Below are 15,056 nucleotides of genomic sequence, written 5' to 3'. Positions count from 1 at the left end.
GTTTATCTTGCTTTCCTTGCAACCTGCATTGATACTTTTAAGAGAATCTGCGTGGGACGTCTGGAGGGATGACAGTGGCGCGTGAATGGCGGCAGTTGCTTGAACTGCGTTTGAGGAAAAGCAACTCAACAAGTTTCCAGAAGTTCTTTGCAGAGTTTATGGGCTGTTTGTATCCGGATGACTACATCCCAGTTAAGCCGCACGGCTCGCTGGGCGACGGCGGCATGGACGGATATCTGCGAAGCAGCGACACGCTATATCAGTGCTATGGTGCGGAAAATGGGGTGGTCAACAATATCTATAACGTCATCGATAAGATGAAAGCAGATTTCGAGACTGCTCGCCTGAATTACAAAAATCTTAAAGAGTGGCGTTTCACTCACAATTTGATTGAGGTTCCTGCCCCGCTTGTGAAAGAGCTGTTCGAACTGGAGATCGAAGGAAAAAAGCACGGTATCAAGGTCGGCTTCTTCGGCTTCAACAACTTCCGCGAAATGTTGCCGCAACAGTCGGCGGATAACCTTGAAGAACTTATCGGTATCAGGACGTTAAATGCCGCGCATGTCGATGAGCTTCCAAAACTAATTTCTGAAATCCTCGACGGCGTCATTGAAGAAATTTACTCCTCAGGGATTGAAGAGAAGCTCGCGGTTCTGCCGATCAAGCCAGTGCCGCTCGATAAGCTGGACCACAACAAAATCCCGCCGATTTGGAGAGAGAACCTTGTTACCTGGCTGAAACACGCGCCCACAGTAGAGTATGTGATCGCCCACTATCCTACCGAGAAGGCGGCTGAACTGGCTCCGCCTTATTTCCACGAACAATACAAGCTCCTTAAACAGCAGAGTTTATCGCCAAAGACTGTTCTGGAAACTTTACATGAGCAGTTGGCGGGGTTCGTTTTAGAGCACAACGGCCGATACGAAGCAGCCCTCGCGGTAATGGCGAGCATGTTTGAATCCTGCGTAATCTTCGAAGATAAAGAGAAGGCAAAGTTCCCGGAAGTCGTCAATGATCCTGCCTAGCAAATTCTTGCCCGCTGACCGCGCCCTCATAACTGTCGGTGGCGAGGTGCTGACGGTGATTAACGAGACCCCACGCTCAGTCAGCGAGGTTTGGGAACGTGTGAGCGCAGATCGCAGAACGCGAGGGCAAATTCTCGGTTTTGATTGGTTCACCTTGGCTCTTACTTTTCTCTATGCCGTACAAATGATCGAAATGAGCGATGGGCTTCTGCAAATCCGCCGGGCGGTTAAGTCATGATCATTGCCATCGGTAGTTCGCTTCCATCATTCAGGACCATCAATTTTCACGAAGGCCTTAATATTCTTCTGGCCGATAAGAGTGAAATCTCGACGGAGAAAGAGACTCGAAATAGTGCTGGGAAATCAAGCATCATCGAGATCGTTAGCTTTCTGTTGGGCGGCGATATCACCCAAGGTACGCCGTTTGTCGCCAAGGACTTGGCCAAGACTTCGTTCTGGGGAGAGTTTTTCATCGAAGGAACCAGGACGAAGGTCACCAGGCATGTGAGCATGCCTGACCGAGTTTACGTTCAGTTCGATGGTCAGCCCGGCACCCCTCTAGTCCAGGAAGGCGACCTGATCGAGCCGTACGTGTCTCTCAGAAATTGGAATGCGTGGCTTGGTCATGTGATGTTCCGGCTCCCGCTCCACCGCGAAAACACCGTCTTCGAAGAGGGTGGCCCAACCTTTCGCATGCTCTTGCCATACTTCATTCGGCGGCGCGGCAACGGCGGCTTCCTCCATCCTGCAAAGGCTTATGAGAAAGCTCCTGATGCCCAAGCTCAGACGGCGCTATCGTACATGATGGGTTTGGACTGGACCATCGTTCGCGCATTCGAAGAGGCAAAGCAGGCAAAGAAAGAAATTGACGCTGATGCTAAAAATGCGATCCGCGCCAATCCATCATTGACCACGCTTGCGTCTGCCACCGCTGAACACGTTCTGGCGCAGCAGCGTGCTGCGCGGTTATCCCAACAGATTGCTGATTTCCAGGTTGAAGAGCACTATCACGACCTCATGAAGGAGGCGACCGATTCTCGCCTGCAGGCCGAGCGCCTGACTCGCGAAGAGGTGCAGTATGCCACTGCCATAAAACACATAGAAGCCAGTATCGAAAATGAGAAGCGGTCGACCTTAAGCGATGTCGAGCGGCTATATGACGCCGTCGGATTTCAATTGCCTGACAGTGTTCGGATCGGTTTTGAGAGCGTAGCCGCCTTCCATGAATCCGTTGTAACAAACCGGAAGTTTCATCTTTCTCAGGAGCTTGAACGCAACCAACAGCGACTTCGGGAAATCGACCTGGAAAGACGCGCTCACACAACCCGTCAAAGCGAGATTTATCAAAGCCTGAAAGGCAAAGGCGCTTTCGGGGAACTGGTCGACATGCAGCGAAGGCTTGCTGACGTGAACCAGCAGGTTGCCAATCTCGCCACGCAGAAGGAGGCTTTGCAAAAGGCGGAAAGCAACAAAAGCGAACATCGCAAAGAACGTATCAATCTTAAGCAGAGGCTGGACGCTGACTTGGCTGCTCGTGAGAAGGCAGTGCGCGACGCAACGCTCGCCGTCAATGAGGCTCTGAAGGCTCTTTATGCAGCGAACCGAAACATGTCGCTACGTATCGAGAGCACCGAAACCGGACCACGCTTTATAGTTCATATTGACGGGAGCCGCAGCGGCGGGATCGCGAGTATGGAAATATTTGCGATGGATTATGCGCTGTTCAAGCTTGTGTCCAAAAGCTTCGGCGGTCCGCATTTCTTGATACATGACAGTCATCTCTTTGATGGTGTTGATACTCGCCAGGTTGCGAAAGCGCTGGAAATTGGCGGTGCGTTGGCCCACGAGGTGGCGGGTCAATACATCGTCACCATGAACAGCGACCTTTTCAGAGAGTTGCCGTTTACAGGAGGCTTTGATGCACAAAGCCATGTTCTTCCAGTGGTGCTGGATGACACTGCCACAGGCGGCTTGTTCGGCTTCAGGTTTGAGTGACAAGTAACAGTGTGATTTTGTCACCTAACGGATTACGACAAGACTATTATTGAAGAAGACGAGCAAACTCACATGACCGCCCGAAAATTCTCCGCCATCGTTCGCAAGGTTTCGGAGCACGTAAATCTCGACGGAACCGCCAAATTGACGTTCGAGGCCAGTGATGGCGTGAGACCCATGCAACTTTATTGTGCTGAGCGCCCTGTGAACGTGGACGGAGCTTTGCTGGTGCGACTATCGGCGCGGCCTGCCAGCTGCAAGCCGCGTGATCGTTGGCTGGTCGAGCAGGCAGTAGCGGCAACAAACTGTTGCGGGTCTTCTGCTAAATCGTCATGTTGCGCATGAGGCCGGTGTTCGGGAACTAAATCCGCTTGACAGATGGAATTTTGTTCCGTATTTGTTCACGCCATGACCCAACACGCTCAACCATCGCTACGAATAACCCTATGAGCCGTTCCGCTTAGGCGGAACCGTATAGTGTTGTTCTGTTGCGAGTGTTCATGATGAGCGTCTCTACTTCATCCCCGACAGGGTCGCCGATTGTTTCGGCACAAACTTTCTATCCGCTTGGCACAATCCGATGCTCCGGTCCATCAGTCTTCCGGAACCAGCTTTCCAGAGATTTGGCATGCATTCTCGACACCGACGACGATATTGTTTCGTGGTCGTGCATGTCGATCTGTCTCTCAAATGGAATAGAGGAATACCGGCCTGATTTTGTCGTAGAGCGGGCCGATATCACGTTCCTCGTTGACACGACCACTGATGGCAGTCCTCCTGAATGGGTGGAGCGCAGCGCTGAAACGGCCGGGTATCACTACGAAACCGTTTCAAGGTCATCACTTCCAAAGGTGCGATTGAAGAACGCCAAAGACCTTCTTCGATACGCCAGGTTTGAAGCCGCGCTCGCTGACCGCATTCGACTTCTTGCTGCCCTTGATGAACATGGCAGCCTTAGTGTTGCCGAATGCCTCAACGCGTTCCAGGAAACCAAGCCAATAGCCGGGCTCGCGAGTCTCGTTCTCCATCGCTTTATCACGATGGACCTAGACGAAATCCTCATCGGCCCTGAGACACAGGTTCGTCGTAAGCGCGACTGAGCCGCTCGTTCTATTGGTTTCGCAGCACGGCTGCAGGTAGGTTTCCTATGTCAAAATTTGAAAATTCAACAAAGCGGCAAAAACCCGGCTCTGCTTACGGTTTCGCATTACATTGCTGCATCACACGCGCTGTTCGAACGGTTCCTGCGTTTGCTGCCGGTGGACCCGGTATTCTCGTTCTTGTTACGCCATCCGGAAAGCCGCCATCTGACTATGTCAGACCGGTCACAACGGCACTCCACGGAAGCGAGGTCGATTATCTCGGCCGCGACTTGGGCTTCATGTGCATTGTGTCGAAAGATCGGGAAGCGAAATCCGTCGACGAATTCGAAAGCGAATGCCGCGACAAACGCCGTGCAATCGTCATCGCTGAATCAAAGGATGTCATTCCGACCGTGATCGCTTTAGCAGCAGATGCCGTGGTCGACATTCCGCCGATTACGGTCAAAGACCTTCAGGCTGCCTGTCGATTTGTCCTTAAAACAAAAGCATCAGAAGCCCAGGCGGCCGAAGCGCTTTCCTATCCTGATCCTTTGCTTTGGAGTGCCTTGCGGATCGGGCGACCGATGGCGGAGTCTCTTGACCGCTTAAAGAGAGCTGTGAACGACACGGCTGGAAAAAAGTCGTCGCTTGAGAAAAAAGCGGTTCCGCATCTCCACGACATGCACGGATACGGAGAGGCCAAGGAATGGGGTCTTCAACTTGCTGATGACCTTGCGCAGTGGCGTGACGGGAAACTCGACTGGAGCGATGTTGATAAGGGTCTCTTATTGAGCGGCCCGCCGGGTACTGGGAAAACCCAGTTTGCCCGGTCGCTTGCAGCAACCTGCGGCACTCACCTCGTTGCCTCGTCTGTCGGTCAATGGCAAGCGCGAGGACACCTTGGCGATCTCCTTAAGGCGATGAGATCGGACTTTGACGATGCTCGCCGAAAAGCGCCATCTATCATTTTCTTGGATGAACTCGACAGCATCGGTGATCGGGAATCGTTCCCGCGAGACCATGCGTCTTACAGCACCCAGGTCGTGAATGCCTTGCTCGAATGCATCGATGGCATTTCGGGAAGAGAGGGTGTCGTTGTCATTGCGGCAACGAACAATCCGGACCGGATCGACCCTGCCTTAAGGCGGGCCGGTCGCCTCGACAAGCATGTCATCATTGGAATGCCTGATGAGAAAGATCGAGTTGCGATCCTTGGACATCATCTCGCCGGAACGCTCCCATTTGAAGTCCTTGCGGCGCTTGGACCTGAAATGGAAGGCATGTCCGGGGCAGACATCGAACACTTGGCGCGACATGCGCGGCGATCTGCCCGCAGGATGCAAAGAGACGTCACGGTCGACGATCTCAAAGATAATTTGCCGGACCTCATCCCGGTCGATGGCTTTTATCGTCGAACCGTATCCGCACATGAGGCGGGCCACGCCATCGTTGCCGACCGAACTGGTCATGGTGAACTCGTCAGCGTCGTTGTGGCGCGGCAGGTAAACCCACGCATTCGTGAGCATCAAGCTGGAGCTGCCACCTTCAGGTACAGGGTCTTATCTTTCCGAGATCGACAGTCGTACTTGGATGAGATTTGCACGACCCTTGCCGGGATCGCTGCGGAACATGTCTTATTCGGACGCCATGGTGATGGCGCAGGCGTTGGCAGCGACAATGATCTTCGGCAGGCGACCAGGTTAGCGTTCCTTGTTGAAGGTAACCTTGGCATGGGACAGGGCTTTCGGTTCGTTGAAGCGGAGGCCCATGGAAGCTCTGCTGTTCTTCACCATCAATACGCCCAGCGGATTGAACAACTCCTTCGCGAGCAGTTTGACCGAGCCTTGGCCATACTCTCGGAACATCGACCGTTTCTCGAAACCTTAGCGAAGGAATTGCAGGAAACAGGGAACGTATCCGCTGAACGATTTCTCAAAATAAGAGGAAATTTCATCTCATCCACTGGAACAGCGTTAGCGTCATGACAAGGAAATTGCTCAAAAATACTCTTTGATATTCGTAAGGAATTACCCATGAAGATAGGTTTCTCGTGACTCCTCAATGCTGCATGAAATACGCTGCAAGCACGTTCGTTTTGGAGAATAAGTTCGTGAATGCAGCGCTATCTCAATTGAAGGACCTATGGGCGTTTAGCCTGTCCGTGCGCTGAGTCTCCTCTCGGCCACGACAGGCCGAACGTCACCCAGAAACCCTTATTGGTTTAGGTGCCGAATGAACGTGACTAAAGGAAATTGCAATCACCTCCAGCCGCGCTGCTGCTTGCCCAAGCCTCAGCGCTCGCTCCCTAGCGCTCCTGAATTTCTCCTACCGCGCATAGCGAACTGAATCTCACATCGTTTCAGTGTTGCTCGAAGCTCGGCCGCTGGCCGCAGCCGCCGATGGAGTGTGTCGTGATGTATCCGGCAGCGATTTCCTTTCAAGGTAGTACGAAGATTTCGGCGAACGCCGTCATTCGACATGGGGTGCCATTGAGCACCCTCACTTCCCTTCAAGCGCTTAACGGCCACGGTGTTGTCCCCGGCGGTAACAAAGGGGAAAAGAAATGAAGACTGGATTTGAACCTGGTAGCGTTCCGGTCTTTGAACCGCCACGTCGACAGATGCAGGCGAGCTTGCCTGGCATTGCGCCGAGCCTCAAGGTCGCAGGCGGCTTTGTGCGTACCAAATCGCCTCTCATGCTGGATGGAATGATCCACCTGGAGGTCAATCCGGCAGTGTCGCGTATTTGCCCGTACCCGATCCGGATCGAATATGCATCGAGCCAGACTAGCGAGATGTTCAAATTTCGCGAACGCACCTTCCATTTGGGCGTGGAAATGCGATCCGGTCATCGCGTCTATATCGACTACATTCCATATGCGATCCAGCAAGAGCGCCCCTGGATCAAGGAACGCACACTGCGCCTGGAAGAGGCGGCACGAAACGAACTCGGCGCGGACTACGTCGTCCACGACGAACGTACGCTTCATATTCAGCCTCGGTTCGCCAACCTCAAGATCATGTACCAGCACCGTCGCGTCAAAGATCACGAGGCTTTGATGGTCGTGCGGCGCGTCGTGGCGCAATTGGATATGCCGACCACCATCGCCGCCGTTCGCAAAGAGGCGGTGCTGCGTAGCTTACGTTTTGAAGTTGCCGATCTCTCCGGGCAGTCTGTGCTCTATGCCCGTGACCTTGATGATGTTGACCGGGTCTTCACGGCGATCATGCAGATGGCCACGATGGGTGAACTGCGCATCGATCTTTCGCGGCCGTTCAATGACGACACGCTCCTCTTCAGCTCGCTTGATCAGGAGGCCTGAGATGTCGCTTCGTGAAAATCCAACTGCTTTTATCAACCCGGAAGCCATGCAACTCATTATGACAGCTGATGAGCTTGATCTTCCGCGCCCAGAAAACTCGGCGAACCAACAGTCGCTTGTAATGAACGTTGGCGAACGCTGGCAGATTTATTCGGCGGACCGATCCAGGGTCGGTCATTACGCGGTCCAGTCATGGTCGCTCGATGATCGTTTTGGGGCGCTTGTGACAATGGTGAATATCGCCAGCAATAGCGCGGCCCACTTCAGCACGTCGCAGCTGGTGTTCCTGGAAAAACATCGGCGTCTCCGCCCTGCCAACGGCAAGCGTCTGAATGACAATTCTCCCGGTGCCGTTTTTAAGGTTTCCGATGAGGACCTTGCGAAAGCCAAGCGGTATCTTGGGTACGTCGAGGCATGCCTTTGCGCAGCATCAGATGCAAACAAGCCCCTTCGCCGTGGCCTTATTGAACAAGCTATCGCGAAGCATGCAGTGTCGACCGGCGATGCGAAGCCTCCGTGCTACAATACGATCAAGCTGAAAATCGATCAGTATTGCAATGGCAGTTTTGACCCGGTGAGCGCCCTGGTCCCAACAAAGAGTGCTGGGAACCGCACCGACCGGTTTTGCGGCCAGATCGAGGAGTTACTCACCAAAGCGGTCGAGAAAAGCTGGAATCTGAAAACCGGCGATTGGAAGAACGTCAAGGATTTCCTCGTAGAAGAACTCAAAAAGCCGGAAAACCAGTATCTTCGCGAGTTTACTCACGATGCCGAAGGGCACTTCGTCCGACCGAAGAACCGCACGATCCAAAAGCGTTTCGGCAGCGTCGATCACGTCCAACGTACGATTTGGCGTCATGGCATCGCGTATGCCAAAAAACATTTGGACATTAAGGTTCGCCAAGCCTTGCCGGACCACCCCCTTGATGTTGTCGATGTCGACTTCACGCCCATCGACGTCATCGTAATCGATGACGAACGTCCGATCATCTTTGGACGTCCGCACCTGATTGCATTCCGTGATCGGAAGACTGGCTCGATCCTCGGCAAGGCTATCAGCTTCAAGGGCGCGACATTCGAAGCGTTCCTCGAAGCGCTTAAAATGGCGATCATGCCGAAAGATATGTCTGATTTCCCAGGTCTTGAATGGAAACAGTACGGGACGTTTCTGCGCTTGGGTGTCGACAACGACATGGCGTTCATTAACGACCATGCGCGTTTTACGCTTTCACAACTCGGCATCCAGCTTGTCGAATACCGTCCCGGACACCCTTGGGAGAAGGGTGCCGTAGAGCGCCTGTTCCACACGTTGAATTTGGATGTCGTCCACAATTTGCCTGGAGCAATGATGGCAACTGTCGTCGAGCGCGAGAAATTCTTGGAGAAAAATGACGACGTTCCAAAGATCAAGCTCAGCGAACTTGATCGCTTTCTTACCGAATATATCTGTGGTGAATACCATGTCACTGCTCATAGCGGTCTTGGAATGCTCCGCACCCTCAGTGGGGTGCCAAACAAGCTTTGGGACGAAGGTATCCGCAAGGCCAAGGCGCGTCGGCCGCTTGATGCGGACATCCTCACCCGCGCGTTAGGCAATACTGCCTTCGTCACCATCCAAAACGGATGCGTGCGCTGGGACAACCTCATCTACACCCATCCCGATCTTGTCGTTGTGCAGGCTGACGCTCGAAACCGCACCGCTGTGTCGGGCGTGGCAACGACGAAGTACAAGGCATGGCGTGACCCTGGCGATCTCCAGTGCATCTATCTCTTCGATCATTTCAACAACCGGGTTGTTACGGTCCCGGTCCAGTCAATCGACCTCTGGTACGCGAAGGGCTTGCGACTTTACCAGCATACGATGATGATGAAGTATCAAAGGGAGTTGGGCCTGGACGAGCGGGACTTCCAGGGAGTCTACGACTCGTTTTCTGCTCGGCTTGCCGAAATCAATAATATCCGCACCACCAAGAGAACGCGACAGGCGCTCGGCCGATTTCATGCCCGTGCAACCAATAAATTCGTTCGTAGCCGGGTGGTTGAGGTGGATCACAATGATCCAGGCGGCGCTGCTCACATGGAATTGGTGAAAAACGCTTTGGCGGTTCCGGAGCCGTCGTTCTTTTCACCAATCCAATCGTACGCCACGAGTTCCATTGAGCCGGATGGCTCCAGTTCCGACATGGTTGAACTGAGCCCATCGGTACCCCCGGCTTCCGGGCATCCGTCCAAGGTTCCCGCCAAGTCCAAACAGCCGAAGCCCGCAACTCCCGAGCAGTCCGTTCCTGAGGAGAGCCGCAGCTATAACCTCGACCTCTCAGATGATGTCGACGACATCGCCAGCCTCCTCAACAACAAGGATCAAGCAGAATGATGATTTTCCCAAATTTCCACATGACGCCTTTCCTCTCCGACGCAAAGCGTCTGGAGGCTTCGCTTCTTTCGCCCGGCGAGCGTCAGGAGATGGTGAAGAACGTGCTTTTTCCTTATGAACAGTTCTTGACCGTCTCTGAGCAGATTCAGAGCTTCCATCGGCCGGTGAAGGGGGGACAGCCCGACACCGGTTGGATGGCGGGCGTGATCGGGCAGTTCCGTTCCGGTAAAACATTCATCCTGCAGAACTTTGCAAGACAGTTTCAGCCTAAACAAACCGACACCGGCTTTGAGCATCAGGTCATCTACCTCCAGGCGCGTGCTGACTGGGACTCGCTTGAGCTTGGACGCCAGATTTATTTGGCAACAGGTATCCCTACCACTCCGCGCATTTCGACTTCGACACTTAACACCAAGGCGGCCCGTCGCATCATTGAATGCGGCGTCAAGCTTATTATCATTGACGACGCGCATTGTCTGCTTGGAGCAGCGGGACGGCGGCGGACCGTGTTCATCTCGCTCATCAAATACCTGCTCGACAACGTCAACGCATGTAATGTCCTGCTGGCTGGGCCGTCGATTGTAAAACAGTCGATGGAAAACGATATGCAGATGATCGGTCGCGGTGGCTTCCCGACCTTCAACGTGGAAGGGTTCGATCCTAAGACCGTCGAAGGGCGAACGAAATTCCGGATTTTCCTTCATGGAGTTGACGAGCGACTTCCATTTCGCACGCTCTCCAATTTGTCGTCAAAGCGCTATGTCGCCGATCTGGTTGAAGTCTCGGACGGCTCTGTCGGGATGGTGATGAACATCGTGATTGCGGCTGCCTATCGCGCGATCAACGACGGGACTGCCTGCGTCATGCCGGAGCATCTTCACCAGGCAGCGAAAGAACGCATGCCGACCGGAAAAACCTATATTCCTTTCGGTGAAGGCGCGACCGAATGACCGTCCAGTTCGATATTCGCACCGCCCCGTTTAGCCGCTGGAATGTGGAGAATGCTCTTGACGAGCCCGCTCACGGCTACTTCGCCCGCTTGGTCGCCGCAGAAGGCCATTCAAGCGTAACCCGCTACGCCGATGGTATCGACGTCAATACGAGACACACCAATCCAGAAACCCTGCTGGACGTTCTCCTGAAGCTTCCGCTTGCTGAAGGGCGAAAAGCTCGCCTTCTTAATGCGACGCCGCAACGTCGCGGTGACGGTGTATGGCTTGCCGGTCAAAGGCTGAATCATTCGGACCTTTCGTTTTCATCGCGACGCTGGTGCCCAGGATGCCTGCATGAGAGTGGTCATCACCGAACCTGGTGGGATATTACGGCCATCCAAACTTGCCCATTTCATGGAGTCGATCTCGTAGAGCATGACAAAAACGCAGAAGCCGTGCGTTGGTGGTGGCCAGAGATGAGCGTTTCACCGGGAGGTGATGTGCTTCATTCGCCTATTGGTAGGACGGGCGATGACCGGTCGTTTTCGGGATACATCGTCGGTCGCCTCGGTTTTGGCCCGTATGTTCCGGCACCGCTGTTAGATCGATGCGATCTCAGCGCCGCGATCTCTGTATGTCAAATGCTTGGGACGCTCTTGTCGCTTCCGTGGACCGATAATCTTCCTGGCAACCCGGAGATGTTTGGCGAAGCTGGATTCCGAGCAATCGGGGGGAGCGCGGTCGCATTGGTAGAGGCTTTGAGAGCCTGGATTCGCATCAATGTGCCCAAGGAGATCGTAAGACGCGGCTACACCATCGTGTTTGGCCAGGCAAACAAAAGACGGCAAGCGCTTTCCGACCCCGAGCTTTCCAACCTCCTGAAGAAGGCATTCCGAAAAGCACTTGCTCTGGAAGCACGCGGCGTTTGTGATCCATTGACGAATGACGATTTCTTGGATGACGAGATTGGCCTTACAGCGTTGGCACAACGCATTGGGATAAGCAGAAAAGGCATTTCCGCTGTTGCAGACGCGATTGGTCTCCTCCCTGAACGAGAGTGGTACCGTGCCCCTGTGAAGTTCGATCCGAGCGAGGCTGATACTATCGAATTTCATTGCCGCCGTATGGCCACGCGCGTAGAGGCCGCCGCGAGCCTTGGACTTGTTTCTCAGGATATTCAGCACCTGGTTGACGCAGGATATCTCAGGGAGTTTCGAAATGTCTCAATTGAGGGACCGAGCGGCGCACGCTTCTTGCAATCAGATATCCAGGTTGTTCTCGACCGTTTGATTGAATTGCTGACGGTCGACAGCAATTGTACATCCCTTGGGCTTTTCGCGTTTGCAAAGGGAATGAAAATCGAGCGCGGCGATGGAGCTGCGGACATTCTTCGTGGACGATTGAAGATTGTCGCGGGAGACCGTTCCCGAGCTGGCTTCCGGGCTATTCGCATTGTTACGGCCGAGGCCGATCCTTCGCTTCCGCCATCATCAAGGACCCCTTCAAAGACGATCAAGCGATTGCCCAACCAGATGTCGTTAGCAGAAGCTGAAATTGAGTTGAATATTACTCGGCAGACGCTTTGGGCACTTGTCCAAGAAAAGCATCTGAGCCTGCAAGAGCAGAATGGTGCCCGCTGGCTGGATCGAGCTGAAGTGGTTGTCTTTGGAAGAGACCACCGCAACGCCAGAGAGTTCCTGACATATATTGAGGGAAGTCTGGATGACCTGAAACAAACCATGACTGACAACAATATCAGGGCTTTGCTGTCGCCACACCCGAAGTCGAAGGGGCATTCTGTAAACGTGATCTACCGCTACAGCGATCTCCGCAAAGTGTTGAGATTCCGGCGTGACCCGACACGGATCACCACGCGCTCGTTCCAAAACTTTTGGGACAAGGCGCGTGCGATGACTTCTGAACGGCCACCGTTTCTCTATCTCCCCTCGACACTTTCGCTCGACGGTCAGGCGATTTCTAATGCAAAACGGACGTTGACCTTTATGGTGGTCTTTAACGAGGACACAGGCATTCTGGCGTTCGAAGGAAGACGTCTTGCCAATGGGCTTAGTTTCGAGATCGCAATTTCGAACCCACAGTCCCTGGAAAAGTTGGAGGAAGCGCTGGTGACAATCGCAAGCCTCGTGTGAGATGACTAACCGAGATCGGCGAAGAAATCCGCTATCTGCATAACGCTGCGGGTAGCAATTTTCCAACCAGGCGGGTTCACGGCGGCTCCCGCATCAAGCCTTTCGAACACCGTATAACAGCCAACCACATTGTAGCCAGCATCTTCTAACTTGAGTTTTGCTGCAGCCATTTGTGACCCTGTCGTAAGGAAATCATCAAAAATCACGACGGGCAAATTGGTGGTGCCATTGATGCGTAACGCAGCCAAATGGTCATCAACCCGCCGAGCCCGTTGCTTAAGATGAGATTTTCCCTGCGCAACATTCCATCGCAGTAAGTCCAGGCAAATACTACCGTTGCCCATTCGGTTGACGATAGTGGTTGCTATGCGGAAAGTTCGGAAAACATTGTTCTGACCAAGAACGCCATCGCCATTTGGAATGGGAACTACAGCAACCGGATAAGGATGATCGGCAAGAATTTTTGCAGCAAATAATTTATTGATTTCGCTTTGGAAGAGGCCAACGTTGTGGTTGTTTATCTTCGTGTAAACGCCATTAATCCAAAAATTAAAGCTGCCGTTGAGCGGCTCAGCTTTAACGACACGCTTCATATGTATTGCCTCCCACTCGATTTGCGGGCGGTTCTCCTTGTGCTCCGCATTGTAAGGGATCAAGCAAGTTACAGCGATGTCAGTCATCGGCGGATCGCTTCCAGCAGTTCTGATGTGTCGGTGAGCATCCGCGTCTTTGGATGTTTTAGAAATTTTGCAGGCCAAGTCAGTGTTTCGTCTTCGACCACAGACCGCATAATGAAAAGCCACCTATTATTTTTTTGACACTCGGCTGCTTGGTGAAGAGTTCCCGACGTATCGGATGCTTCGACGATCACCGTCGCGTCACTAAGAACGGCCATGATCTTATTCCGTGCAGGGAAATTCGATTTGAAAACCTGCTCACCTATGTTGAACGGGGAAATCAACAAATGGCGGGTATAGATTTCCATCTGCAATTCCGCGTTCTCGGCAGGATAGACACGATCCAGTGGCGTGCCGATAACCGCTGCAGTATGTCCCTTCGCCGCCATCGCCGAGGTGTGAGCAATTGTGTCGACGCCTTTTGCCAACCCGCTCATTACCAATACGTCAGCTTCTCCCAGCTGCCGCGCCAGCTTGGTCGCGCGAAGCACTCCTTTTTCGCTGATCTGTCGCGTTCCCACTATCGAGACGGTGGGTTTGGCCAACAACTTTAGATCGCCTGAGTAGTGAAGGAAGGTATCCCGTTCGCCATAACTACGAAGAAGGTCAGATTGTCCGACGTCGTTCGCGCTACGACCAAAGCGATGAAGAATTTCCTGGAGAGTAGACGTCCGGAAGTGCTCAGGCTTCACATAACGCGAGCCTAATCGACTTGCATTCGACTTTGTTGCGGCATCTGCCTTCATGAGCGCAACCTTACAAGGATTTACCGCGATTCGCGAGGTCGCCGTTTTGACGAGCCTCGTGCTCAGAGATATGATGCGATGCTGCCCGTTTTGCTCAGAGGTACTGTGCGATCTGTTCAATCGAACGGTGCGAGGGGCGAGAAGAACGCTGTCTTTTCAAAGTCAGCTTGTTCAGAGGTATGATGCGAGCCTCATTTAACTCACCTCAAATGCTTGGTGATATCGAACCTCTCCACCTGGTGTTGGTCCCTTGAATGTAATGTGCTGAAAATACTCCGCTGGCACGTCGGCATAGCGAAGAGCCGGGTCATTCCTGAAGCCGAAGCGGGCGTAGTAGTGGGGGTCGCCGAGGACGACGCAGCCGTGGGCGCCGTCTTCCTTGAGCTTGGCGAGCCCGGCCTCGATCAAGGCTTTGCCGATGCCGCTTCCTTGTCGATCAGGTAGCACCGAGACCGGCCCGAGGCCGAACCATCCCGCTGTCCCTGATTCGATACTGACAGGCGAGAATGCAACATGTCCGACGATCTCGTCGCCTTCGACAGCGACGAGCGAGAGGGTCAGCGCTCCGGCAGTTCGCAGGGCATCGATGATCATTGCCTCGGTGCCTGAGCTGTGCTCGGCACCTGCGAAAGCGGCGGTCGTTATGGCGCGAATTGTAGTGGCCCCCTAAATCTCCGGACACGATCTCCCACTTGTTAAGTGTTAGGAGTAATGTGCCCATTATGACCAGTCACATACCTAAGATAGAAGTGC

General features: G+C 53.5%; 12 protein-coding genes and 1 pseudogene. 10 read left to right on the top strand and 3 right to left on the bottom strand.

The window, feature by feature from the left end; genetic code table 11:
* Nucleotides 1–74 precede the first annotated feature (74 nt).
* The 10 genes and pseudogenes from A6U86_RS06810 (at nt 75) to A6U86_RS06765 (ending at nt 12,880) form a co-directional block, all read left to right on the top strand.
* On the top strand, nt 75–1,025 hold the full coding sequence (locus A6U86_RS06810; protein WP_141683649.1) for an ABC-three component system protein: 951 nt from the start codon (nt 75–77) through the stop codon (nt 1,023–1,025).
* On the top strand, nt 1,012–1,263 hold the full coding sequence (locus A6U86_RS06805; RefSeq protein WP_068388083.1) for an ABC-three component system middle component 6: 252 nt from the start codon (nt 1,012–1,014) through the stop codon (nt 1,261–1,263). The genes A6U86_RS06810 and A6U86_RS06805 overlap by 14 nt, the downstream gene beginning before the upstream one ends.
* Nucleotides 1,260–3,020, top strand: a complete 1,761-nt coding sequence (locus tag A6U86_RS06800; protein ID WP_068388079.1) for a DUF2326 domain-containing protein — start codon at nt 1,260–1,262, stop codon at nt 3,018–3,020. The genes A6U86_RS06805 and A6U86_RS06800 overlap by 4 nt, the downstream gene beginning before the upstream one ends.
* Nucleotides 3,021–3,068: 48 nt before the next feature.
* Nucleotides 3,069–3,365 (top strand): annotated as a pseudogene (locus A6U86_RS35810) (hypothetical protein); the annotation flags it as partial.
* A gap of 158 nt (nt 3,366–3,523) precedes the next feature.
* Entirely contained in the window at nt 3,524–4,120 is a 597-nt protein-coding gene (locus tag A6U86_RS34625; protein ID WP_343287063.1) for a hypothetical protein, read from the top strand.
* A 47-nt stretch (nt 4,121–4,167) separates the two neighbouring features.
* Nucleotides 4,168–6,087, top strand: a complete 1,920-nt coding sequence (locus A6U86_RS06790) for an AAA family ATPase (protein WP_083196749.1) — start codon at nt 4,168–4,170, stop codon at nt 6,085–6,087.
* A 578-nt stretch (nt 6,088–6,665) separates the two neighbouring features.
* Complete coding sequence (locus A6U86_RS35410) at nt 6,666–7,424, top strand: hypothetical protein (RefSeq protein WP_158008735.1); 759 nt, start codon at nt 6,666–6,668, stop codon at nt 7,422–7,424.
* 1 nt (nt 7,425) lies between these two features.
* Complete coding sequence (locus A6U86_RS06780; RefSeq protein ID WP_068388068.1) at nt 7,426–9,798, top strand: DDE-type integrase/transposase/recombinase; 2,373 nt, start codon at nt 7,426–7,428, stop codon at nt 9,796–9,798.
* Nucleotides 9,795–10,748, top strand: coding sequence for a TniB family NTP-binding protein (locus tag A6U86_RS06775; RefSeq protein WP_068388066.1), 954 nt, complete (start codon nt 9,795–9,797; stop codon nt 10,746–10,748). The genes A6U86_RS06780 and A6U86_RS06775 overlap by 4 nt, the downstream gene beginning before the upstream one ends.
* Nucleotides 10,745–12,880, top strand: coding sequence for a TniQ family protein (locus tag A6U86_RS06765; RefSeq protein WP_083196747.1), 2,136 nt, complete (start codon nt 10,745–10,747; stop codon nt 12,878–12,880). The genes A6U86_RS06775 and A6U86_RS06765 overlap by 4 nt, the downstream gene beginning before the upstream one ends.
* Before the next feature lie 5 nt (nt 12,881–12,885).
* Here the strand turns inward: A6U86_RS06765 and A6U86_RS06760 are convergent, their stop codons facing one another.
* The 3 genes from A6U86_RS06760 to A6U86_RS06750 all read right to left on the bottom strand — a co-directional run bounded on the left by A6U86_RS06760 (nt 12,886) and on the right by A6U86_RS06750 (nt 14,897).
* Nucleotides 12,886–13,560: a phosphoribosyltransferase gene (locus A6U86_RS06760; RefSeq protein ID WP_068388057.1), complete on the bottom strand. Its 675-nt coding sequence runs from the start codon at nt 13,558–13,560 to the stop codon at nt 12,886–12,888.
* Nucleotides 13,557–14,303: a DNA-processing protein DprA gene (locus tag A6U86_RS06755; protein ID WP_083196746.1), complete on the bottom strand. Its 747-nt coding sequence runs from the start codon at nt 14,301–14,303 to the stop codon at nt 13,557–13,559. Before A6U86_RS06755 ends, A6U86_RS06760 begins: the two co-directional genes overlap by 4 nt.
* Before the next feature lie 195 nt (nt 14,304–14,498).
* Nucleotides 14,499–14,897 carry a GNAT family N-acetyltransferase gene (locus A6U86_RS06750; RefSeq protein ID WP_083196745.1) on the bottom strand — a complete coding sequence of 133 codons (399 nt, stop codon included), beginning with the start codon at nt 14,895–14,897 and terminating at the stop codon, nt 14,499–14,501.
* Nucleotides 14,898–15,056 lie beyond the last annotated feature (159 nt).

Source organism: Rhizobium sp. AC27/96, from assembly GCF_001692325.1.
GTDB lineage: Bacteria > Pseudomonadota > Alphaproteobacteria > Rhizobiales > Rhizobiaceae > Rhizobium.
This window is presented reverse-complemented; position numbering and strand designations above follow the sequence as displayed.